We start from the raw sequence: 20,991 nt of genomic DNA, 5'->3' as shown, positions 1-20,991 counted from the left end.
GCTCGCTGTAAACAGGTCCGTGGAATAAATGCCGCTCCCTTGCATCACGCCCAAGACCAAAAAAGCACCAGCAATAGCTGGTGCCTATGTTATAAGTTTTTCGGGACATTTTCAAAAACGCTTGACATGGAAACCATCCATTCATTTTTGTTCCAGATAGGCCGCCAGCCCCTCCAGGTAGTGGACAAGGTAACCGTCCTTTCCATAAACCGGAAACGCCTTCTTGAAGTCCCGGTAAGGTATGGATTTCCTTCCTCCCTGCAGGGCCAGGTCCCAGGATTCCTTCAGCTGTCCGAAGGGCAGGAAATAGAATTCCTGGTGCTGGGTGAAGTTGACCAGCAGGAACGCCACCCCCTCCTGCCGCTCGAAGTCCTCCATGAAGCGCAGCTGGTGCTCGTGGATGTTCTGGAGGGGGAACCTTTCCTTGTTCGTCTCCTTCGCATCGAAACAGATGGGCACCCCCTGGACCACGCCGATGTAGTCCACCGTACTCCTCTGCTCGAAAAAAGCCAGGCGGATGTTGCCGTTGGCCGGATCCAACTCCACCGGCTTTATGGGCGTGGGGACCTTCTGCACCAGGGCCAATCCCCGTTCCCTGTACTTGTCATTGGTATGGTTGACCAATTCCTCCAATGCGGAGCCTCGCAGGCCCCTGGTTCTCCAAAAGCCCATGCTCTACCTCTTTTCCTGGTTTGCCACCGCGATCCGGGCATTCCTCTGGAACCGCTTCCTGCCGATCCACCCGGCACTGGAGCGCCCATAGGTGTCCTTGAATTCCCTGTTCCCCATGGCCAACAGCGCTTCCAGGTCCACCCACTGGGAAACCATTGGGGGATGGAACCGGTTGCGGCTGCCGCTTAGCCTGTTGTGGGGGCAGCCGGCCTGGCAGATGTCGCACCCGTATATCTGCACGCCGAGAGCCTTTTCCATCCAAGGCTGCTCCAGCTCCTTCGCCTGGGTCAGGGCGGAAACGCAACGTTCCCTTCGGATGCCGCCGTCTCCGGTCAACGCCCCCGTGGGGCAGTGCTCCACGCACCGGTTGCAGGAACCGCAGACATCATTTCCCTCCGGAACGCTCTCCTTTAGTCCCAAGTCCAGGTCTGTCAGCAGATAGCCGATGTAGGTCCGCGTCCCGAACCGCTCGTTGATGAGGAACGTGTTCCTGCCGATCTGTCCAAGTCCGCACAATTTGGCGACAGCCCTATCCGGCAGGGGACCCCGGTCGCAGTAGGAACGGGTGGCGCAGCCCCATTCTTCCTCCATGGCAGCCCCCATCTTCTCCGTTTTCTCCAGGACAAGCCTGTGGTAGTCGGCGAATATGGCGGAAGGGCTGATCCTGCCCCAAGCTCCCGTCTCCGGACGGGGGGATTCCTCCACCCGGTAGCTCTCCAGCACGCCCAGGCAAGCTTTCGCATCGGGGAAGTCCACCGGATACCTTTCCAAAAGAGGGCCTGGATGGCAGAAGCCCAAGGCATCCAGTTCCAGCTCTTTCGCCTTTTTTATTATCCATTCCATCTTGTTCATAACAGAAGGCCCATCATCCTTTCAAACATTTCCGGATAGGGTGCCGTGAATGTTTTGCCGTCCAGCGGCTCCAGCTCCCCCTCCAGCCCTCTGAACGCGTAGGTCCTGGCATGCAGCAGCTGGCTTCCGACCCCGTACCGCTCCTTCAGCCGATGGTTGGAGGAGCGGCTGCCATACTTGAAGTCCCCCACCACCGGATGTCCGATGCTGGCCAGCTGCGCCCGGATCTGGTGGCTTTTCCCGGTGCGCAGGTCCACCTCCAGGAGGCTGTGGCCGGGGCCCGCCTTGAGCAGTTGGATGCGGATTTCCACCAGCTCATAGGCTTCCTTCGGTGGTTGGCTGTGGATTTTCGCCCTATTGTTGCTGTGGTCCTTCGTCCAGTAGGAAACCAGGACCTTCTCCCTATCCTGGAAGACCCCCTCCACCAGGCAATGGTAAAGTTTTTCAACCCTGTGCTCCTTCACCGCAAGGTTCAGCGCCTGCAAGGTCCGCACATCCTTCCCCGCCACCACCACGCCACTGGTGTTCCGGTCCAACCGGTTGCATATCCCGGGTTTGAAGAAGCCTCGGGCACCCACATGGTCCTCGATCATCTCCACCAGACTTTCCTCACCAGGAGTTTCCGGACCCGGCTGGGAAAGGATCCCTACCGGCTTGTTGCAGACCAGCAGGTGTTCGTCTTCATAGAGGACCTCCAGGTGTGGAGCGGATTTGGATTTGGGCCCCCTTGGGAGCCTTGGGCTTGAAAAGGTCCGGAAGGTTTCCTTTGTGAAGTAGATTTCGATTTCGTCTCCCTCTGCGCCGATTTCCTGACCTGAAATCCGCTTTCCGTTCAGAAGGATGTTCTTTTTCCGGAACATCTTGTAGATGAAGGCTTTTGGGGCCTTGTCCAAAATCTTCATCACTATCTTGTCCACCCGTTGATTTGCCTCTTCTCTTCCGATTCTAAAGCTTTCCATGGGAACTCCTTTTCCTTTGGGAACAGCTACACGCAGTTGTCCAGCAAGATTTCCGCATTCCGTTCCATCATGGTCCGGTCCACGGGCTGCAGTTTTCCGGGCCCCATCTCCCCCAGGACAGCCAGTGCCTCCTCCAGACTGTCGAGGACCAGAATCTCCATCTTGATTCCCCGGACCTGCAGTATTTTTTCCAGGATGCCGGCTGCCGCCGCTTTCCGTTCCGCAGCCGTCGCTTTGGCCTTTGCCATGGGATTGTTGCTGGGCCTTTCGCTCTTGTGGGGTTCGATCACACCTACGAGCACCCGGTCGTTGACCAGAATGTACTGGAAGAACACCGTCTGCTTGTTCCGCACCATGATCATGTCGCACAGCAGGGCCGCGCCTTCCGCCAGACCCTCCACGCGTCCAAACTGTTCCCGGGTGCCGGGGCGGTAGCGTGTGAACAGCAGGTATCTGGTGAAGTACTGGGCCGCCGGCAGGATCAGGAGGGCGGAAGCCAGTGTCATGGCATTTGCCCTGGATCCTGTAGTCACATGCCCCACCAGGTAGGCCCCCATGAACAGGGCGGTGAAAAGCAAGGACTGGTGGAGCTTTTTCCTTTTTTCACCCTCCATGTAACCGAAGTCTCCGCGTTGTTTTATTTCCATCAGCGCACCCCCGTATGCCCGAACCCGTTGCCGCCGCGCTCCGTCTCGTCCAGTGTGTCGACCGGGTTCCACTGGGCTTGCGCAACCTGGTTCAAGACCATTTGGGCTATCCTTTCCCCCCGGTTGATGGTGAAGTCCTCTTTGCCGTGGTTGATCATGATCACCTTTATTTCTCCGCGGTAATCCGCATCGATGGTTCCAGGACTGTTCACCATGGAGATTCCGTGCTTGAAAGCCAGCCCGCTCCTTGGCCTGATCTGCGCCTCATATCCTTCCGGTAGGGCGATCTTGATGCCGGTGGGCACCAGAAGGATTTCTCCTGCTTTCAAGACCAACGGCCCGTCCACACAGGCGTAGAGATCCATTCCCGCCGAATGGAGTGTCTGATAGGATGGCAGGGCAAGGTCCTTCCCCTCTGGTGTCTGTTGGATGTCCACTCTTATTCTTTGCATGCCGTTCCTTCCTTTCCTTATAGAAAAACGTTTTTCCGCAGCAACCTTTGGGTTGCGGCGGAAAAACGTCTGTTGTTTGTCCCGGGATGGTGTTTAGTTGGAATCGGATCCTTCCAGAACCGCTTTCCTGGAGAGGTTGATTCTGCCTTGCTGGTCGATCTCTGTGACTTTGACGACAATCTCGTCTCCGATGTTCACCACATCCTCCACCTTGTTCACCCGCTCTTTGGCGAGCTTGGAAATATGCACCAGACCATCCTTGCCGGGAGCAAGTTCCACAAATGCGCCGAAGTTCATGATGCGGACAACCTTGCCCGTATAGATGGCTCCGACCTCGATTTCCTTGCCGATGGTCTCGATGATGCGGATCGCCTTGTCCACGCCATTTCTGTCTGAACCGCAAATGAACACCCTTCCGTCGTCTTCGATGTCGATCTTCACTCCGGTCTCGTCAATGATCCTGTTGATCGTCTTGCCACGGGGGCCGATGATTTCGGAAATCTTCTCCGGATCCACCATGATCTGCACGATCTGGGGCGCATAGGGGGAGATTTCGTCCCTTCCCTTGGCAATGGCTGGAGCCATGACTTCATCTAGGATGTAAAGCCTTGCCTTGTGGGTCTGGTGGATGGATTTCTCTATGATCTCAAAGGTCAGCCCCTTGATTTTGATGTCCATCTGGATTGCGGTGATGCCCTTGTGGGTTCCGGCAACTTTGAAGTCCATGTCGCCAAAGAAGTCTTCCAGTCCCTGTATGTCCGTCAGCAGGATGTAGTCGTCGTCGCTGTCTCCCGTCACCAATCCACAGGATATGCCTGCCACCGGGGCTTTCAGCGGGACGCCCGCCGCCATGAGGGACATGGAGCTTGCGCAGATGCTCCCCTGGGAAGTGGATCCGTTGGAGCTTACGACCTCCGAGACCGTACGGATGGCATAAGGGAAAGTCTCCTCGTCGGGAAGCACGGGAATCAGGGCTTTTTCCGCAAGGGCTCCATGGCCGATTTCCCTTCTTCCGGGGCCGCGCATGGGCCGGACTTCCCCTACGGAATAGGGCGGGAAATTGTAGTGGTGGATGTACCGCTTGCTTGTCTCCAGCTCGTCCAAGCCGTCCAGCCGCTGCATCTCTCCCAACGCGCCCAGGGTGGTGATGGTGAGCACCTGGGTCTGGCCTCTGCTGAACAATGCGGAACCATGGGTCCTGGGTAGGATGTCCACTTCGGCGCTGAGCTTGCGGATTTCATCCAGTTCCCTGCCATCCGGACGCTTGTGGTCCTTCAGGATCATCTTCCGGACCGTCTTCTTCTCATACTGGTAAAGGGCTTCCCCGATCCAAGGGATCCATTCCGGATTCCCTTCCTCGAACTTCTCCTTCAGTTCCGCATGGATGGCTGCCATCCGCACATCCCGCTCCTGCCGGATGTCCGTGAACACGGCCGCTTCCATGCGGTCGTCTGTGATGTGGGCCCTCACCGCCCCCAGGAGCTCTTCCGGCACAGAAGAAGTCTGGTAGGTATGCTTCGGCTTCCCTTCCTTTGCAACGATTCCGTTGATCCACTCTACGATGGTCCTGTTGATTTCATGGGCCTTCCGGATTGCCTGCAGCATGGTTTCGTCACCGACTTCGTTGGCGGCAGCCTCGATCATGACCACCTTCTCCAGGGTGGAGGCGACGATGACGGTCATGTCCGTCTTGTCCCGCTCTTCACTGGTCGGATTGACCACCAGCTCTCCATCCACAAGTCCGATGAAAACCGATCCGATGGGACCTTCAAAGGGGATGTCGGAAATTGCCAGCGCAACCGAACTTCCGACCATGGCGGCGAATTCAGGCTGCGCATCCTGGTCCACACACATGACGGTGTTCACCACGGCGCAATCGTTCCTGTAATCCTTGGGGAACAGGGGCCTGATGGGCCTGTCGATGACCCTGGAGGTCAGGACCGCGTTTTCGCTGGCCCTGCCTTCCCTCTTGATGAAGCCTCCGGGAATTTTCCCGACGGAATACAGCCTTTCTTCATAATCCACGCTCAAGGGAAAGAAATCGATCCCCTCCCTTGGCTTGCTGGATGCGGTTGCCGTGGAGAGCACCACCGTATCCCCATATTTCACCAATGCGGCGCCGTTGGCCTGCTCGGCCAATTTCCCGATTTCGACGCTCAAGGTGCGTCCCGCCAGTTCCATTGAATAGATTCTTGACATCTGTTCTCCTTTCCTTGCACTCCGGCATAATTAGCCATTAGCATCCGCCTTCCAAACGGCCTTTTTGAAAAGCCCATGCTAAGGACTAATTGTTATTATACCGGCTGCTTTACCTGTTTTTTGATAAACAATAGAGCGGATTGTCTCCGCCCTTTTGTTTGATGCCTATTTTCTCAATCCAAGCTCCTGGATCAATGCACGATATCTTGCAACGTCTTTGGACTGCAGATATTTCAACAAGCCTCTTCTCGCACCTACCATCTTCAGAAGTCCTCTTCTGGAGTGGTGGTCCTTTTTGTGTGTCTGCAGGTGTCCGTTCAGCATGTTGATCCTTGCGGTCAACAGCGCGATCTGGACTTCCGGTGAACCTGTGTCGCCTTCACCTCTGCCGAATTTCTCGATGATTTCCTTCTTCATTACTGGATCCATTTTCTTACCTCCATGTATTCTTCAGGCTGCGCCTGCTACTAGGCCTGTTGCCAAGGCTGGGTCGGAGTCTCCTTCAGTCCGGGCAACGGCTGTTTCCAATTTACAATTCTACCATAGGTCCATCCTTTTGTAAATTGTTTTCCCTACTCTTTCTTGTGCTTCTTCCCCTTTTTCTTTTTGCCCCCGTCCTTTTCCTTCAGCTTGGGCCCCTTTTTCAGAAGGGTCCTGATCTGTTCCTTGTCCAGCTTCTTCCGTAGAGGGCAGGAGCCGCACATCTTGCCTTTTTTCCTGTATTTTCCGCAACACTTTTGATTCCCCATGTCAGATCCCCCTTTCAGGCAGGCACCCTAACCCTGGCTTCCTCTCCTGCGGTGGAAATTGCAGTGGGTGCACAATTCTCCTATCGGTTTCCTGTTGCAGATGTCCCTGTAGGCCTTCCTGGTGTGCACCGCATCCAGAATCCCCGCCAACGGTTGTTCCTTCAGATTCCCAAGCGCCAGGATCCCTTCACTGTCCAGGCAACAGGGGACCACGCTTCCGTCCACCAGGATCCCCAGATGGTCCCGGAGTCCGAAGCACCGGATGGGTGCGGTGGAGGAACCTTCGGCGTCCACGGGCCAGACAAAGGGCGTGTCGTATTGAAGAAGCACTCCCGGCATCAGCACTTTTGTCTCCCGCCTTTCTCCAGTTCCGTTCCAAAACCGCAAGCAAACGGAGGGGCTTCCCTCCATAAACGCCTTTTCCAGGAATGCGGCTACGGGCCGGATGTAGCTGTGGTAGTGGTCCGTGTCGCCGTTTTCTTCCATGCTGTGGAGGGAGACGTTCACCCTGGTGACGGCGGGATGCCCCGGCAGCAGCATCCCCGCGGTTCCAAGCAGCGTGCCGTTGGTGGTGATTTCCACTTCCAGGCCCTTTTCCCTGCAGACTTCCAGGATGCCCTCCAGGTCCGGGTGGAGCAGGGGTTCCCCCATCACATGCAGAAGGATGCGGTCGGTGAATGGCTTCACCTGCTCTGCCACCTGGCTAAAGGATGCCAAATCCATGAACGCCTCCTGCCTCCCGGTCTGGGGACAGAAGGCGCAATCCAGATTGCAGATATTGGTGATTTCCACGTATATTTTCTTGAAGCGCTTCCGGTCAGGCATGGCCGGACCCACGGACCTTGCCTATGACGTAGTCGATGTCCTTGCCTATCTGGGTCCGCATGGCAGCCAGGCCGGTAAACTTGACTTCCGGGCGGAGGTATTCAAGGAACTCCAGATCCAAGGTCTTCCCGTATAGGTCCCCTTCGAAATCCAGAAGGAAGGTTTCCACCTTGATCCCTTCCCCCCCCACCGTGGGGTTGGTTCCGATGTTCGTAAGGCCTTGGTACATCACACCATCCACGGTCACCTCCGTATGGTACACCCCATAGGGTGGCAGGAGTTTTTCCCGGGGGGGAATCAGGTTTGCCGTAGGGATGCCGATGGTCCTGCCGATCCGCATCCCGGTTCGCACGTCTCCCCGGACAAAGTAAGGCCTTCCCATCAGTTCGTTGGCCAGGATGATGTCCCCTTCCCTGATGGCCTGCCGCAGGAGTGTGCTGCTGATTTCCCGTTCATGGTCCGCCAGCTTCTCCATCACCACAAGGGTGTACCCATGTTTCCGGGACAATTCCTCCAGCATATGGACGTCCCCCATGCGTCTTCTGCCGAAACGGTAATCCGCTCCCACGACGATGCAGCGTGCCTTGACCTGTTCTACGAGAACCTTTTCAACGAACACCTGGGCCTCCATGGACGCCACTTCCTCGTTGAAAGGGAATTCCACATAATAGTCCATCCCCAATTCCTCCACAACCTTCATCTTTTCCTGTGCGGTATAGATCAGGTCCACCTGTTCCTTGTGCGCCAGGACAAAGCTTGGATGTGGTTCGAAGGTGAAGAAGGTGGACTTCAACCGCTCCTGTCCGGCAAATTCCATGGCCTTGCGCAGAAGCTCCAGATGCCCCTTGTGTATGCCGTCGAAATTCCCCAGCACCACTGCGGTGGGATGCTCCAGGACAAAGGTCAGATTGCCTTTTATGATTTCCATAGGTCACGCTCCTATCCTAAAAAAAAGAGTTTCTCGGGTTTGAGGATCCTATGGCCGTCCCGGAGGACAACCTTGTAAATCCCTATGAACGCCTCTTTTTCCAAACCCGTCGACTTTTTATATATTTTGAAACGCACACCTTCCTCCGGCGCTGTGGACAATCCGCAGATTTCCCACGCCAAGGCATTGCCGTTCATCAACTGTTTTGCATGGATGTCCTCCACATGGAGGGATTCCATAGGAAAGACCCGGTCCACCGGCGTGAGCAGACTGTCCAGATAGGCGGCATGGGAGACGCCCTCCGGGTTCTGTTCCTCCCAGGCTTCCTTGTCCAGGATTGCGGACAAGGGTATGCTGTCCTGGATTTTCCAGTCTCCCGACCTGGTCCGCACCAAGGCGCCCATATGGGCGCCGCACCCCAGCCGTTCCCCTGCATCATGGCACAAAGTGCGGATATAGGTCCCCTTGGAGCAGTCCACGGTGAAGGACACTTCCCGGGGGGAATCCCAATGGATGTCGCTGATGCTATGAATCGTCGTTTCCCTGGGTTTCCGTTCCACTTCCCTTCCCTTCCGGGCCAGATCGCAAAGCTTCTGGCCTTGGACCTTCAGAGCAGAATACATGGGCGGCACCTGGAGGATGTTCCCCACAAACTCCCCCAGCACCTGTTCCACTTGGGCAGGTTCCACCGCAACGGGGGATTCCCGCAGGATGCGTCCCGTGTGGTCCTGGGTGTCGGTGACTGTGCCCAGGACCATTGTGGCCCGGTACGTCTTGTCCTTCTCTACCAGATACTCTACAGCTTTCGTAGCCTTGCCCAGACAAACGGGCAGGACCCCCTCCGCTTCAGGGTCCAGCGTTCCTGTATGGCCCACCTTCCGGGTGCCGAACTTCCTTCTCAGGATTGCCACCACATCAAAGGAGGTGAACCCCTTTTCCTTGTATATGTTGATTATTCCGTCGTGCATCCTCTACTCCAATTGTCCTCCGACCGCCTGCAGCAGGGACCTGATGGACTCCTCCAAGGGCCCCTGCATTGTGCAGCCGGCAGCTTTCTTATGTCCCCCGCCTCCAAAACCGGAGGCGACGGCACAGACGTCCACCCTACCCTTGGACCGGAGGCTGGCCTTGTAAAGCTGGTCCCCCAAGCCGTAAAGGAAGATGGCGCAGTCTGTGCCCTCGATATCGTTCAGGATCTGCACGATCCCCTCCACATCCTTCTTCTCCGCGCCCAATGTGTCCAAAAAGGATTGGGTCACATAGGACAGGACAATCCTGTTCCCCCTGTGGGTCTGCAGATTCCGGATGGCTTCCCCCTGGACGCGGATGGCTTGGAGGCTCTTGTAATAGAACATCCTGTCGATGATTTCCGTCGCCGGAAATTCGAACTCGATCAGCCTTCCCGCCGCCTCATGGGTCCTCCTGCCGGTGTTGCTGTGTTTGAAGGCTCCTGTATCGTACACGATTCCCGTATACAGCGCCTGGGCTGTGCTGTCGTCCAGCAGACGGTAGTCTCCCGCCCCCTCTTCCAGCATGCGGAACACCATCTCGCTGGTGGAGCTGGCGTGCTCGTCCACCACGTTGTGCATCGCAAAAAAAGCGTTGCTGGCATGGTGGTCGATGTTGACCGTACATTTTGCCTGATGGAAATACGGCTCGTATTCCCCCAGGCGCTCCGGATCACCGGAATCCAAAACCACAAGCGCCTCCACCGGCCCGTCGGGCTCTTCCAGAAGCAGGCCCGGTTGCTCCTGGTACAGGAATTCCAATGTACCCGGAATTTCCCGCATCAGGATCCTTGCCCGCTTGCCTGCCTTTTCCAACAGCCCGGCAAGGCCTACCGCAGAACCCACACAATCCCCATCGGGATGCACATGTCCCGCCAGATAGATGCCCCCAAAGGGTTCCAGCGCCGCCAGCAGTTCTTGGAAAGTCATGTGTTTTCCTGTTCCTGTTCCTGGGTCGGCTTGTTGACATCATCGATCAGCTTGGAGATGTGCACCCCGTACTCGATGGAATGGTCCAAGGAGAACTGCACCTGGGGCGTGTTCCTCAGGTTGACCCTCCTGGCCAGTTCCTTCCGGATGAAGCCTGCGGAACTTTTCAAGCCTTCCAATGTGGCTTTCTGGGCCTCGTCGTCTCCGATGAGGCTTACATAAACCTTGCAATAGGACAGGTCTTGGGTCGTTTCCACGCGCAACACCGAGGTCAACTTGTCCACCCTGGGGTCCTTCAATTCATTCCGTATGATGTCTGCCAGGGCATGCTTCATTTCTTCATTGATTCGGATCATTCGGTTGCTGATTTTCTTCATCGGTCATCACTCCTCGCATTCTGGAGCGGCACCCTATCTGGGCACCTCCTCCATAATATAGGCTTCCACAATGTCGCCTTCTTTGATGTCGTTGTATTTGTCCAACATGACACCGCACTCGTAACCGGCATTGACTTCCTTCACGTCGTCCTTGAAACGCTTCAGGGAACCCAGTTGTCCTTCATAGATGACCTTCTGGTCACGCAGAAGACGGACCTTGGAGTTCCGTACGATCTTGCCGTCCAGGACATAGGCTCCACCGATGGTGCCCACGCCAGAAACCTTGATGATTTGACGGATTTCAACATGGCCTGTGACCTTTTCCGCAAAAATGGGTTCCAGCATCCCCTTCATGGCGGCTTCCATATCCTCGATGGCATTGTAGATGACCTTGTACAAACGGATATCCACGTTTTCGTTGTCCGCCTTTTGTGTGGCCATGGCTTCCGGACGCACGTTGAAACCGATGATGATGGCGTTGGAGGCGGAAGCGAGCATGACATCCGACTCGTTGATGGCACCCACGCCCCCGTGGATGATGTTCACGGCGACTTCGTCGTTGCTCAGCTTGACCAGGCTGCTGCGGACCGCTTCCACGGATCCCTGCACATCTGCCTTTACAATCAGCTTCAGCTCCTTCATTTCCCCTTCCTTGATCTGGGAGAACAGGTCGTCCAAGGTCACTTTCTGGGGGGTGTTCTGTATGAGCTTGACCCTTCCCTGGGCTTTGATCTTGTCGGCGATGGTTCTTGCCTCCTTGTCGCTCCTGGCCACAAAGAATGCGTCTCCGGCAACCGGAACCTCGTCGATGCCTTGGATTTCCACAGGCGTGGATGGTCCCGCTTCCTTCAGAGGTCTTCCCTTGTCATCGATCATGGCCCTGACCCTTCCGCAAGAGGTTCCTGCGATGATGGGGTCTCCCACACGCAAGGTCCCTTTCTGGATCAGCACGGTGGCCACAGGCCCCTTTCCCTTGTCCAGCTTGGCTTCCACGATGGTTCCCCTGGCCGGCTTCTTGGGATTGGCTGTGTATGCCTCCACTTCCGCTACCAAGAGGACCATCTCCAACAGGTTGTCGATGCCTTCCCTTGTCATGGCGGATACAGGCACGCAGATGGTGTCCCCGCCCCAGTCTTCTGCGACCAGGCCGTGCTCGATCAGCTCCTGCTTCACACGCTCGGGATTTGCTCCCTCCTTGTCGATCTTGTTGATGGCGATGATGATCTGCACGCCTGCCGCCTTGGCATGGTTGATGGCTTCGATTGTCTGCGGCATGACCCCGTCATCCGCCGCCACCACCAGAATGGCGATGTCCGTTGCCATCGCTCCACGCAGACGCATGGCCGTGAAGGCCTCATGGCCGGGAGTGTCCAGGAAGGTAATGCTCTTTCCGTTGATCTTGACGACGGAAGCCCCGATGTGCTGGGTGATTCCGCCCTGTTCCCCAGCCTGGATGTTGGTCTTGCGGATCGCATCCAGCAGGGAAGTCTTTCCGTGGTCGACATGGCCCATGACCACCACCACAGGAGGCCTTGGCTTCAGATTGGCCGGATCTTCAGGCTCCTCATTGAAATAGGCGTCCAGGATCTCCACTTCCTGCTCCAGCTCTACAAAGGCCTTGAACTCCAAGCCTATTTCCACTGCCGTATCGAAATCGATGGTCTGGGTGGCGGTTGCCATGATCCCCTTTTGCATCAGTTTCTTCACGACATCGGAGATGGCGCACTTCAACACTTCCGCAAACTCCTTGACGGTGATGGTCTCCGGAATCTGCACGGTCCTCTCCTCGAACACAACCGGGGGTTTGGGCTGTTTGCTTCTCTTCTGGGGGCCTCTGCCCGTGCGGGTCGTCCGGTTCTTGGCCGCTTCCTTGTCCCCTTTGTCGAACTCCTTCTTCTTGGCCGCTCCGTTTGCCTTGCCCGGCTGCACACCGGAATTCAGGAATCTGCCTTGGCCCAAAGAGCTTCCGGGTTTGGCCGAACCGGTCTTTTCCTTGGCGGCACCCGCCTGTGGGCGCCTGTCCGTTCCGCCGTCCTTGTCCTTGCCCTGGTATCCTCCACCGGCAGGACGCCCCTGGTAGCCGGTGCCTGCGGGACGCTGGCCGCCTTGGCCCGCGGGACGCTGCCCCTGGTAGCCGGTGCCTGCGGGACGCTGGCCGCCTTGGCCCGCGGGACGCTGCCCCTGGTAGCCGGTGCCTGCGGGACGCTGGCCGCCCTGGCCCTGGTAGCCGGTGCCTGCCGGGCGCTGGCCGCCCTGGCCCTGATAGCCGCCTTGGCCTGTGGGACGCTGCCCCTGGTAGCCGGTGCCTGCGGGACGCTGGCCGCCCTGGCCCTGATAGCCGCCCTGGCCTGCGGGACGCTGTCCCTGGTAGCCGCTTCCTGCGGGACGCTGTCCGCCTTGGCCCTGATAGCCGCCCTGGCCTGCGGGACGCTGGCCCTGGTAGCCGCTTCCTGCGGGACGCTGTCCGCCTTGGCTTTGGGAACCGCTTCCCGCAGGCCTTTGGCCCTGGTAGCCGCTTCCTGCGGGACGCTGTCCGCCTTGGCTTTGGGAACCGCTTCCCGCGGGCCTTTGGCCCTGGTAGCCGCTTCCTGCGGGACGTTGGCCGCCTTGGCTTTGGGAACCGCTTCCTGCGGGACGTTGGCCGCCCTGTGCACTTTGGCCCCCTTGTCCTGTGGACTGGCTCCTTGTTTCACCCTGCTGGCTGGTTTTGGCCGGAGCCGGAGGCGCAGACGGTGCAGATGGCGTTGCCGGAGCCGTCTTTCCGTACTTCTGCCTCACCTTCCCCACATACTGCTCGTCCACCGAATTCATATGACTCTGGATTTCCAGGCCGTATCCCGTCAGGGTATGGATCAATTCCTTATTGTCTATGCCAAGTTCCTTGGCCAATTCATGTATTCTTATTTTTGACATCCATTTACCTCCATGATGTGTAAGATGTTCGTTGCAAAACCTTCCTCCAGGATTGCCAGAACCGCCCGGCCTTCCTTGCCGACGGCTCTTCCCAAGGCTTCCTTGTCTCCGTATTCCACGATGGGTATCCCTCTATATGCGCACTTGTCGCGAAACCTTTTTTTTGTGTTCTCCGAAGCGTCACTGGCCATGACCGTCAGAAACGCTTTCCTGCTCTTGATGGCATCCATGGCGGAAAACTCACCGGAGACCAATTTCCCTGCTTTCATGCAGAGTCCAAGCATTGCCAAGGCTTTATCCAATCTCTTCAAACTCCTTCTTCAATTGTTCATAGACTTCCTTGGGTATGGGGCTCTTGAAAGACCGTTCCAGGCCTTTGCTTTTGACCGCCCGCTCCAGACAGGCTGGATCGTTGCAGACATAGGCGCCGCGCCCGTTTTTCCTTCCTGTCCTGTCCACACAGAAGGCTCCTTCCGGAGACCGGACGACACGGACCATTTCCCGTTTGTCCTTCATGGCTCCGCACCCGATGCACTTGCGCAAGGGACTTCTTTTCTGCATGACCATCCTTCCCACCCCTAGTTCAGGTCGTCCTCGTCAAAAAGATTATCCAGGTCCATCTTCTTGTACTTTTCGTCATATTCCAAATCCGCCCGGAAGCTGCCCTCCGCCTCTTCCTCGCTGATGAAGCCTGTTTCATTGGCCTGTTTCTCGCTCTTGATGTCGATCCGATAGCCGGTCAGTTTAGCCGCAAGCCGGGCGTTCTGCCCTTCCTTGCCGATCGCCAGGGACAACTGGTAGTCCGGGACCACCACCTTGGCGCTTTTCTCCTCTTCATTCACCACCACCTGCACTACTTTGGAAGGGCTAAGGGCAGCGGATATGTAGCTTGCCATGTCTTCGCTCCAAGGGATGATGTCGATCTTCTCTCCCCGCAGCTCGTTGACGATTACGGAGACCCTGGAACCGTTGTGTCCCACGCAGGAACCCACCGGATCCACCTGTGGGTTGTTGGAATGGACCGCAATCTTGGTCCTGGATCCCGCCTCCCTGCTGATGGACTTGATTTCCACAATGCCGTCGTGGACCTCGGGCACCTCGTTTTCGAAAAGGCGCTTCACCAGATCCGGATGGGTCCGGGAGACATAGACCTTGGGACCTTTGGTGCTGTCCTTGACTTCCACCACATACACCTTCAGCCGTTCGTTGGGCTGGTAGGTTTCCGTCTTGACCTGCTCCTTCTCTGCCATGATGGCATCGATCTTGCCCAGGTTGACCACAAGGTTGTCCTTGGATTTCCTTTGGACGATGCCGGTGACCACCTCTTTTTCCTTCGAGATGTACTGGTTGAAGAGCACGTCCCTTTCCGCCTCGCGGATTTTCTGCACGACCACCTGCTTCGCCTTCTGGGCTGCAATGCGTCCGAAATTCCTGGGAGTGATTTCCAATTGGGCCACGTCACCGATTTCATACTGCACATTCAATTCCTTCGCATCCTCCAGGGAAATCTGGGACTGGGGGTCCTCGACCTCTTCCACAACTTCCTTCTCAGCGAAAACGGTGACGCTTCCCTGGTCCCTGTCGATATACACCTTGATGATGGACGTGGGTCCGAAATTGTTCTTGCACGCCGTAATCAGGGAATTTTCGATGGCTTCGATCAGCACCTCTTTTTCAATCCCCTTCTCTTTTTCAATCTGATCCAATGCTTGAATGAAATCAGCATTCATTTCCTAAAATCCTCCTTAAAATATGACAGCCAGCCGGATCATGCCTATTTCCGACCGCTTCAATACGATGTGCTCTTCCTTCTTCTTGTTCTCCACTGCCAAAGTGACCGTATCCTCATCGTAGCCCACCAATTTGGCTACAAGGGCTTTCTCGCCATTGACCTGGGGAATTTCAGAAACCAGGGGCTTGTAGAGTTTCAACTCCACCATCTTGCCCACACTTCTCGCAAAATCCTTCTCTTTCTTCAGGGGCCGGTCCAGTCCGGGAGAGCTTACTTCCAGTATGTAGGGGTCCTTGATGGGGTCTTTCTCGTCCAGCTTCATCTCCAGGCTCCGGCTGACCACTTCGCAATCGTCCACGGTGATTCCGCCCTCCTTGTCGATGTAGATGCGGAGAAACATGTTTCCCGCCTCCTTTTCATAGGCAACATCCACCAATTCAAACTGATGTGTGTCTACAATGGGTTGCACCATCGTTTCCACCATTTTTTCAATATCTTCCTTGAATCCCATCCGTCGTCTTCTCCTTTCCGGACATCCGGGTGGAAAATCCACAATTTCCCACTCCAAAATACAAGGAGTGGACAACTGTCCACTCCTTTCTTTTCCGTCCCTGATGATTCTTTGCCTGTGCATGATTATACCACAAGCAGACGCAGATTACAACCTTTATTCTCTACTCGAATTTCTTGTCCCGTTCCATCAGGTCGAACACCGCCTCCCTGGGGCTTTTCCCATGGAAAAGGACCAGGTTCACCTGTTCGATGATGGGCATCTCCACCTGGTGCTTGTGGGCAAGCTCCAGCGCTGCTTTGGCGGAATAGACCCCTTCCACCACCATCTTCACCTCCGCCAGCGCCTCCTCCAAAGAAGCCCCCTGGCCGATCAGAATTCCGCATCTCCGGTTCCGGCTGTGCATGCTTGTGCAAGTCACGATCAGGTCTCCTATGCCGGACAGGCCGTTGAAGGTTGCCGCCTTGGCCCCCATGGCCACTCCCAGACGGCTGATTTCCGCCATGCCCCGGGTCATCAGGGCTGCCTTGGTGTTGTCGCCGTACCCTAGGCCGTCGGAAACACCTGCCGCCAATGCGATGACGTTCTTCAAGGATCCTCCCATCTCGATGCCGATCAGGTCATGGCTTCCATAGACCCGGAAGTTCTCCGACATGAACACATCCTGCACGGTCAGCACCGTTTCCTCCTGGTGGGAGGCAATGACCACCGAAGTGGGAATCCCCCGGGCCACCTCTTCCGCATGGCTGGGACCTGAAAGGACAACCACCCTGTTCTCGGGAAGCACATCGTTGATTACCTCTTGCATGGTGTACAAAGTCCCTTCTTCAAGCCCTTTTGCCACGTTCACCAGAATCTGGTCCTTCCCGATGGCCGGCTTGCACAATTCCGCTGTGGAACGGGTGAACTGGGAAGGCACTGCAAACACCAGGATTTCCTTGCCCGAGACGGCCTCCTGCACCTGCGTGGTGATCCGTATCCCTTCCGGTATCCGGACCCCAGGCAGGTTTTTCACATGCTCGCGCTTGTTCTCCAGCATTTCCGCTTCCTCCCGGAAACGTGTCCAAAGCGTCACCTGATGCCCGTTGTTGGACAAGAGGATGGCAAGGGCGGTTCCCCAGCTGCCGGATCCGATCACTCCAATATTCATGGCTTCCCCTCCTTTTTCTTTCCCAATTTGTTCTCTCTGCCTTGGAGCAGCCTTGCGATGTTTTCCCTGTGCCTGTATATGGCCAATGCCGCGAACGCGACACCCACCGCCACAACCTCCCGGTCATGTCCCAGCCATGCGAATGCCGCCGGAATGGAGAGGGCCATCAGGATTGAAGCCAAACTGACATAGCGGGTGACCGCCACAACCAGGATCATGAACAGGATTGCGCCTAGTCCGATCCGGTAGTCCAGGGCCAGAAGGGCTCCCACGGTGGAGGCGATGCCCTTCCCTCCCTTGAACTTCAGGAACACGGGCCAATTGTGCCCCAGCACCACTCCAAGGCCGGCGTAAAGGCCCGCCTTTGGATCCTGGTACAGCGCGGACATCACAAGTACCGCCGCCACCGCCTTTGAGATGTCCCCAAGGAACGTGAGGAACCCGAACTTCCAGCCGAAGACGCGGACGGCGTTCGTTGTTCCCGCATTCTTGCTCCCCATCTCCCGGATGTCCGTTTTCATGGCCAGCTTTCCGATGATATAGGCTGTCTGGAAACATCCCAAAAGATATCCCACCAGCATGCTTGTCAAACGCAGGATCATTCCTTCTCCTTCCTTTCCCTGGCAAGCATCCGGATGGGCGTCCCTTTGAAACCGAAGGCTTCCCTGATCTGGTTCTCAATGTATCTGGTATAGGAGAAATGCATCAGCTCCTTGTCGTTGATGAACAGGACGAAGGTTGGCGGCTTCACCGAAACCTGGGTCATGTAGAAGATCTTGAGGCGCTTGCCCTTGTCGGAAGGCGGCTGGTTCATGGCCATGGCGTCATACAGGATTTCGTTCAACACCCCGGTTGCCACCCGCAGGTTCTGGTTCTGCACCACCATGTCGATGGTTTCGAACAGCTTGTTGATCCTCTGCCCGGTCTTCGCGGAAATGAACACGACCGGTGCGTATGTCATGTAGGCCAGGGTCTTCTGGACCGTATCCAGGAAACGGTACATGGATTTGTCGTCCTTCTCCACCGCATCCCATTTGTTCACGGCGATGACCGCGCCCTTGCCCCTTTCATGGGCGATGCCTGCAATCTTGGCGTCCTGCTCCGTGATTCCCTCTTCCGCATCCACCATCATCACCACCAGGTCTGCACGCTCGATGGCGGCGACAGTCCGCACGATGCTGAACCTCTCGATCTCTTCCTTGATCTTGCTTTTTTTCCGCAATCCCGCCGTATCGATGAAGATGTATTCCTTCCCGTCGAAGCGCACGTCCGTATCCACGGCGTCCCGGGTCGTGCCTGCGATTTCGCTTACAATCACCCGGTCTTCCCCCAGAACCTTGTTGATCAGGGAGGATTTTCCCACATTGGGCTTTCCAATGATGGCGATCCTGGGGACCTCATCCTCCTCCTCCCCCTCCGAAACAGGGGCGAAATGGGCCACCACAGCATCCAGCGCATCCCCCAGGCCGGTGCCGTTTGCGGAGGAGATCCCATAGGGGTCTCCAAGACCCAGGTTGTAGAATTCGAACACGTCGTACTGCAGCTTTTCATGGCTGTCCACCTTGTTCACCACAAGCACCACAGGCTTCCGGGAACGGCGCAGCATCTCCGCAACCTTGAAATCCGAATCCGTGAGTCCCGCCTTCACGTCGGTAATGAACATGATCACATCCGCGGTGTCGATGGCGATTTCCGCCTGGTTCCGCATGTGCTGCAGGATCAGGTCGTCCGTCTGGGGCTCGATTCCTCCCGTGTCGATGATGGTGAAGCTGTAGTTCAACCACTCCACATCCGCATAAATCCGGTCCCTGGTCACGCCCGGCGTGTCTTGGACGATGGAGAGCTTGTCTCCCGCCAATCTATTGAACAGCGTGGACTTCCCCACGTTGGGCCTGCCTACGATGGCCACTATCGGTCTACTCATGTCTTGCTCCTTCCAATGCGTCAATCAGTTCTTTTCCTCCGGGCTGCACCACCCGCACTTCCACCTGGAGGGCCTTTCCGATGTCCTCCAGGGTCCTGTCGTCCAACAGGACCGGGTCGCTGTCCCGCAACAGATTGGAGGGGAGCAGAAGCAGCTTTCCCGCCACTTTACCTTGGAGCTGGCGGATGATGTCCTGCCCGGTCAGCAGGCCGGATACGGTTATCCGCTCCCCAAAGAAATCATTCCTGATCCCAAGGACCTCCACCTGCATTCCGGGCCTTTTTTCCCGGACCTGTTCCACCAGCCGCCGCATCAGGTCCAAGGTCAGCATCCCGGTCGCCAGCGCCACAGGCGCATAGGTTCCCCTGGGATCCACATCCATGTGTCCCAGGGCTTCTTCGAACGTGTCCAGCAGCAGCCTTGTCATGCCCACGCCGTTCTCCAACTGGAGATAACCGTCGTAGGTCACCGCCTCCGGAACATTTTCCCCGGCCAGAAAATAGAATTCGTCCCCCGCATGGATGAAATGGTTGTTGTGGGATGCGAAGGTCCTTTTCTGCCAGGTTTCCACCATCCGGACGACTTCCCTTGCGTCTTCCGGGGTGAACGGCTCCAAGGGGGCCAGCCCTTGCCGGTGTCTGGTCAGACCCACCGGTACGATGGACACGCTCTGCAGTTGGGGCAGGAACCTGGCCATCTCCCTGATGGAATACTCCAGTTCCCTGCCGTCGTTGATTCCCTTGCAAAGTACGATCTGGCCGTTCATCCGGATGTCCGCATCCCGCAGCTTTTCCATATAGCCGAGGATCCGGTCCGCCTTCTTGTTGCCGAGCATCTCCTGGCGGAGGCCCATGTTCATGGTGTGGATGGAGATGTTGATGGGTTCCAGCCTGTACCGGATGATACGGTCCACGTCCTTTTCCCGCATGTTCGTCAGGGTGATGTAATTGCCCTGGAGGAAGGAGAGCCGGGCGTCGTCATCCTTGAAGTACATCGTTTCCCGCATTCCCGGAGGCAGCTGGTCTATAAAACAAAAGACACAGCGGTTCGTGCAGGACTTGTACTCATCCATCAGATTGCTTTCGAAAAGGAGTCCCAGGTCCTCATCCTCTTCCTTTTCGATGACAATCTCCCACTCTTCCCCTGTGTCTTTCTTTTCTATGCTCAACTCCAGTTCACTGTCGGCAACCAGCAGATGGTAGTCCAAGGCATCTTCCACTTCCATGCCGTTGATGGCCACCAGCCAGTCTCCCGGTTCGATTTCCATTTCCTCTCCGATGCTGCCTTCCAGCACCTCCTTGATCCGATGCTTCCTCATCGGGCACCTCCCTCTTTCAACGCCAGTATGGCCGCCAAGCTTCCCCTGTTGCTCCCCATGGCCCTATGGGAAAAGAAATCCTTCCCGTTGCACTTGGTGCACAAATGGGCCCCATGGATGTTTCCCGGCAGCACGCCGCTGTCTTCCAGGAGCATCCGGTTTGCCAGCCACAGGTCGATCCGGTGTTTTCCGTTCCCCTCCGGCTTTGCGATCCGTTCCAGCATGTCCGGTGAAAACAGCCTCTTGAAGGCGTCCACGACCTCTTCTGAAACCTGGAAGCAACAAGGCCCGATGGACGGGCCGATTCCCACAAGCAATTCCCCGGGAACGCTTTGGAAACGCTTGGCCATGGCAGCCACGGTCTTGGGCCCGATGCCGTCCACGGTCCCCCGCCATCCCGCATGGGAAAGGGCCACCGCCTTGTGCGCCGGATCCAAAAAGAACAGGGGGACACAGTCCGCATAGAAGGTGGCCAGGGCCACCCCTGGGCTGTCCGTCATAAGGCCGTCCACATTGCGGATGTCCGATTCCCTGAAGAGTCCTTTGCCCCGGTCCCCCAGTCCCACCTCCAGAAGCCCGGAACCATGGACCTGGTCTGAAAACACCAGGGATCGGGGGGGGATTTCCAAAGCCTTGCATATTCTTGTAAAATTTTCAACCACATGGGCCGGGTCGTCCCCTCTTCCAAGTCCCAGATTCAAGGTGTCGAACGGACTGGGGCTGACGCCTCCATGCCGTGTCGAAAACCCATGGCTGACCAATCCGGACTCCTTGAAATGTGCAAATTCCAGGAAAGGAACCCCTTCCCGCTCTGTCAGGAGCATCTCTTCCATTGACACAAAATCC

23 protein-coding genes are annotated in these 20,991 nt (G+C 56.7%); all 23 read right to left on the bottom strand.

Annotation, left to right across the window (positions count from 1 at the left end; genetic code table 11):
• Positions 1–141: 141 nt before the first annotated feature.
• The 23 genes from GXN74_RS01040 to pgeF all read right to left on the bottom strand — a co-directional run bounded on the left by GXN74_RS01040 (position 142) and on the right by pgeF (position 20,978).
• Positions 142–672: a Holliday junction resolvase RecU gene (locus tag GXN74_RS01040; RefSeq protein ID WP_162369050.1), complete on the bottom strand. Its 531-nt coding sequence runs from the start codon at positions 670–672 to the stop codon at positions 142–144.
• Positions 673–675: 3 nt separating this feature from the next.
• Entirely contained in the window at positions 676–1,524 is an 849-nt protein-coding gene (locus GXN74_RS01035) for an epoxyqueuosine reductase (RefSeq protein ID WP_162369049.1), read from the bottom strand.
• On the bottom strand, positions 1,521–2,483 hold the full coding sequence (locus GXN74_RS01030) for an RluA family pseudouridine synthase (protein WP_162369048.1): 963 nt from the start codon (positions 2,481–2,483) through the stop codon (positions 1,521–1,523). The genes GXN74_RS01035 and GXN74_RS01030 overlap by 4 nt, the downstream gene beginning before the upstream one ends.
• A gap of 26 nt (positions 2,484–2,509) precedes the next feature.
• Positions 2,510–3,130 (bottom strand): hypothetical protein, encoded by a 621-nt coding sequence (locus tag GXN74_RS01025; RefSeq protein ID WP_162369047.1) that lies wholly within the window; start codon positions 3,128–3,130, stop codon positions 2,510–2,512.
• Positions 3,130–3,582: a dUTP diphosphatase gene (gene dut / locus GXN74_RS01020; protein ID WP_162369046.1), complete on the bottom strand. Its 453-nt coding sequence runs from the start codon at positions 3,580–3,582 to the stop codon at positions 3,130–3,132. The genes GXN74_RS01025 and dut overlap by 1 nt, the downstream gene beginning before the upstream one ends.
• A 93-nt stretch (positions 3,583–3,675) precedes the next feature.
• Positions 3,676–5,781, bottom strand: coding sequence for a polyribonucleotide nucleotidyltransferase (locus GXN74_RS01015; protein WP_162369045.1), 2,106 nt, complete (start codon positions 5,779–5,781; stop codon positions 3,676–3,678).
• A 165-nt stretch (positions 5,782–5,946) separates the two neighbouring features.
• On the bottom strand, positions 5,947–6,210 hold the full coding sequence (gene rpsO, locus GXN74_RS01010; protein ID WP_162369044.1) for a 30S ribosomal protein S15: 264 nt from the start codon (positions 6,208–6,210) through the stop codon (positions 5,947–5,949).
• Positions 6,211–6,353: 143 nt separating this feature from the next.
• Positions 6,354–6,530 carry a hypothetical protein gene (locus GXN74_RS14275; RefSeq protein ID WP_212505663.1) on the bottom strand — a complete coding sequence of 59 codons (177 nt, stop codon included), beginning with the start codon at positions 6,528–6,530 and terminating at the stop codon, positions 6,354–6,356.
• A gap of 27 nt (positions 6,531–6,557) precedes the next feature.
• Positions 6,558–7,355: a radical SAM/SPASM domain-containing protein gene (locus GXN74_RS14355; RefSeq protein WP_246208534.1), complete on the bottom strand. Its 798-nt coding sequence runs from the start codon at positions 7,353–7,355 to the stop codon at positions 6,558–6,560.
• A complete protein-coding gene (locus GXN74_RS01000; protein WP_162369042.1) occupies positions 7,348–8,283 on the bottom strand; it encodes a bifunctional riboflavin kinase/FAD synthetase in 936 nt (311 codons plus the stop codon). Before GXN74_RS01000 ends, GXN74_RS14355 begins: the two co-directional genes overlap by 8 nt.
• 11 nt (positions 8,284–8,294) lie before the next feature.
• Positions 8,295–9,251, bottom strand: a complete 957-nt coding sequence (truB, locus tag GXN74_RS00995; RefSeq protein WP_162369041.1) for a tRNA pseudouridine(55) synthase TruB — start codon at positions 9,249–9,251, stop codon at positions 8,295–8,297.
• A 3-nt stretch (positions 9,252–9,254) separates the two neighbouring features.
• On the bottom strand, positions 9,255–10,220 hold the full coding sequence (locus GXN74_RS00990; protein ID WP_162369040.1) for a DHH family phosphoesterase: 966 nt from the start codon (positions 10,218–10,220) through the stop codon (positions 9,255–9,257).
• Positions 10,217–10,597, bottom strand: a complete 381-nt coding sequence (rbfA, locus tag GXN74_RS00985; RefSeq protein ID WP_162369039.1) for a 30S ribosome-binding factor RbfA — start codon at positions 10,595–10,597, stop codon at positions 10,217–10,219. The genes GXN74_RS00990 and rbfA overlap by 4 nt, the downstream gene beginning before the upstream one ends.
• Before the next feature lie 33 nt (positions 10,598–10,630).
• Positions 10,631–13,510: a translation initiation factor IF-2 gene (gene infB, locus GXN74_RS00980; RefSeq protein ID WP_162369038.1), complete on the bottom strand. Its 2,880-nt coding sequence runs from the start codon at positions 13,508–13,510 to the stop codon at positions 10,631–10,633.
• Positions 13,498–13,821 (bottom strand): L7Ae/L30e/S12e/Gadd45 family ribosomal protein, encoded by a 324-nt coding sequence (locus GXN74_RS00975; protein ID WP_246208533.1) that lies wholly within the window; start codon positions 13,819–13,821, stop codon positions 13,498–13,500. The genes infB and GXN74_RS00975 overlap by 13 nt, the downstream gene beginning before the upstream one ends.
• The gene (gene rnpM, locus GXN74_RS00970; protein ID WP_162369037.1) at positions 13,805–14,071 is read right to left on the bottom strand and encodes an RNase P modulator RnpM; all 267 of its coding nucleotides are present in this window, start codon (positions 14,069–14,071) and stop codon (positions 13,805–13,807) included. The genes GXN74_RS00975 and rnpM overlap by 17 nt, the downstream gene beginning before the upstream one ends.
• A gap of 17 nt (positions 14,072–14,088) precedes the next feature.
• Positions 14,089–15,240, bottom strand: a complete 1,152-nt coding sequence (gene nusA / locus GXN74_RS00965) for a transcription termination factor NusA (protein ID WP_162369036.1) — start codon at positions 15,238–15,240, stop codon at positions 14,089–14,091.
• Between the two features lie 15 nt (positions 15,241–15,255).
• Positions 15,256–15,753, bottom strand: coding sequence for a ribosome maturation factor RimP (rimP, locus tag GXN74_RS00960; RefSeq protein ID WP_162369035.1), 498 nt, complete (start codon positions 15,751–15,753; stop codon positions 15,256–15,258).
• A gap of 163 nt (positions 15,754–15,916) precedes the next feature.
• Positions 15,917–16,903, bottom strand: a complete 987-nt coding sequence (locus tag GXN74_RS00955) for an NAD(P)H-dependent glycerol-3-phosphate dehydrogenase (protein WP_162369034.1) — start codon at positions 16,901–16,903, stop codon at positions 15,917–15,919.
• A complete protein-coding gene (plsY, locus tag GXN74_RS00950) occupies positions 16,900–17,505 on the bottom strand; it encodes a glycerol-3-phosphate 1-O-acyltransferase PlsY (protein WP_162369033.1) in 606 nt (201 codons plus the stop codon). The genes GXN74_RS00955 and plsY overlap by 4 nt, the downstream gene beginning before the upstream one ends.
• The gene (der, locus tag GXN74_RS00945) at positions 17,502–18,827 is read right to left on the bottom strand and encodes a ribosome biogenesis GTPase Der (RefSeq protein ID WP_162369032.1); all 1,326 of its coding nucleotides are present in this window, start codon (positions 18,825–18,827) and stop codon (positions 17,502–17,504) included. Before der ends, plsY begins: the two co-directional genes overlap by 4 nt.
• The gene (locus GXN74_RS00940) at positions 18,820–20,145 is read right to left on the bottom strand and encodes a DUF512 domain-containing protein (RefSeq protein WP_162369031.1); all 1,326 of its coding nucleotides are present in this window, start codon (positions 20,143–20,145) and stop codon (positions 18,820–18,822) included. The genes der and GXN74_RS00940 overlap by 8 nt, the downstream gene beginning before the upstream one ends.
• Positions 20,142–20,978, bottom strand: coding sequence for a peptidoglycan editing factor PgeF (gene pgeF / locus GXN74_RS00935; protein ID WP_162369030.1), 837 nt, complete (start codon positions 20,976–20,978; stop codon positions 20,142–20,144). The genes GXN74_RS00940 and pgeF overlap by 4 nt, the downstream gene beginning before the upstream one ends.
• Positions 20,979–20,991 lie beyond the last annotated feature (13 nt).

Source organism: Anaerotalea alkaliphila (assembly GCF_010179735.1).
Lineage (GTDB): Bacteria > Bacillota > Clostridia > Lachnospirales > Vallitaleaceae > Anaerotalea > Anaerotalea alkaliphila.
This window is presented reverse-complemented; position numbering and strand designations above follow the sequence as displayed.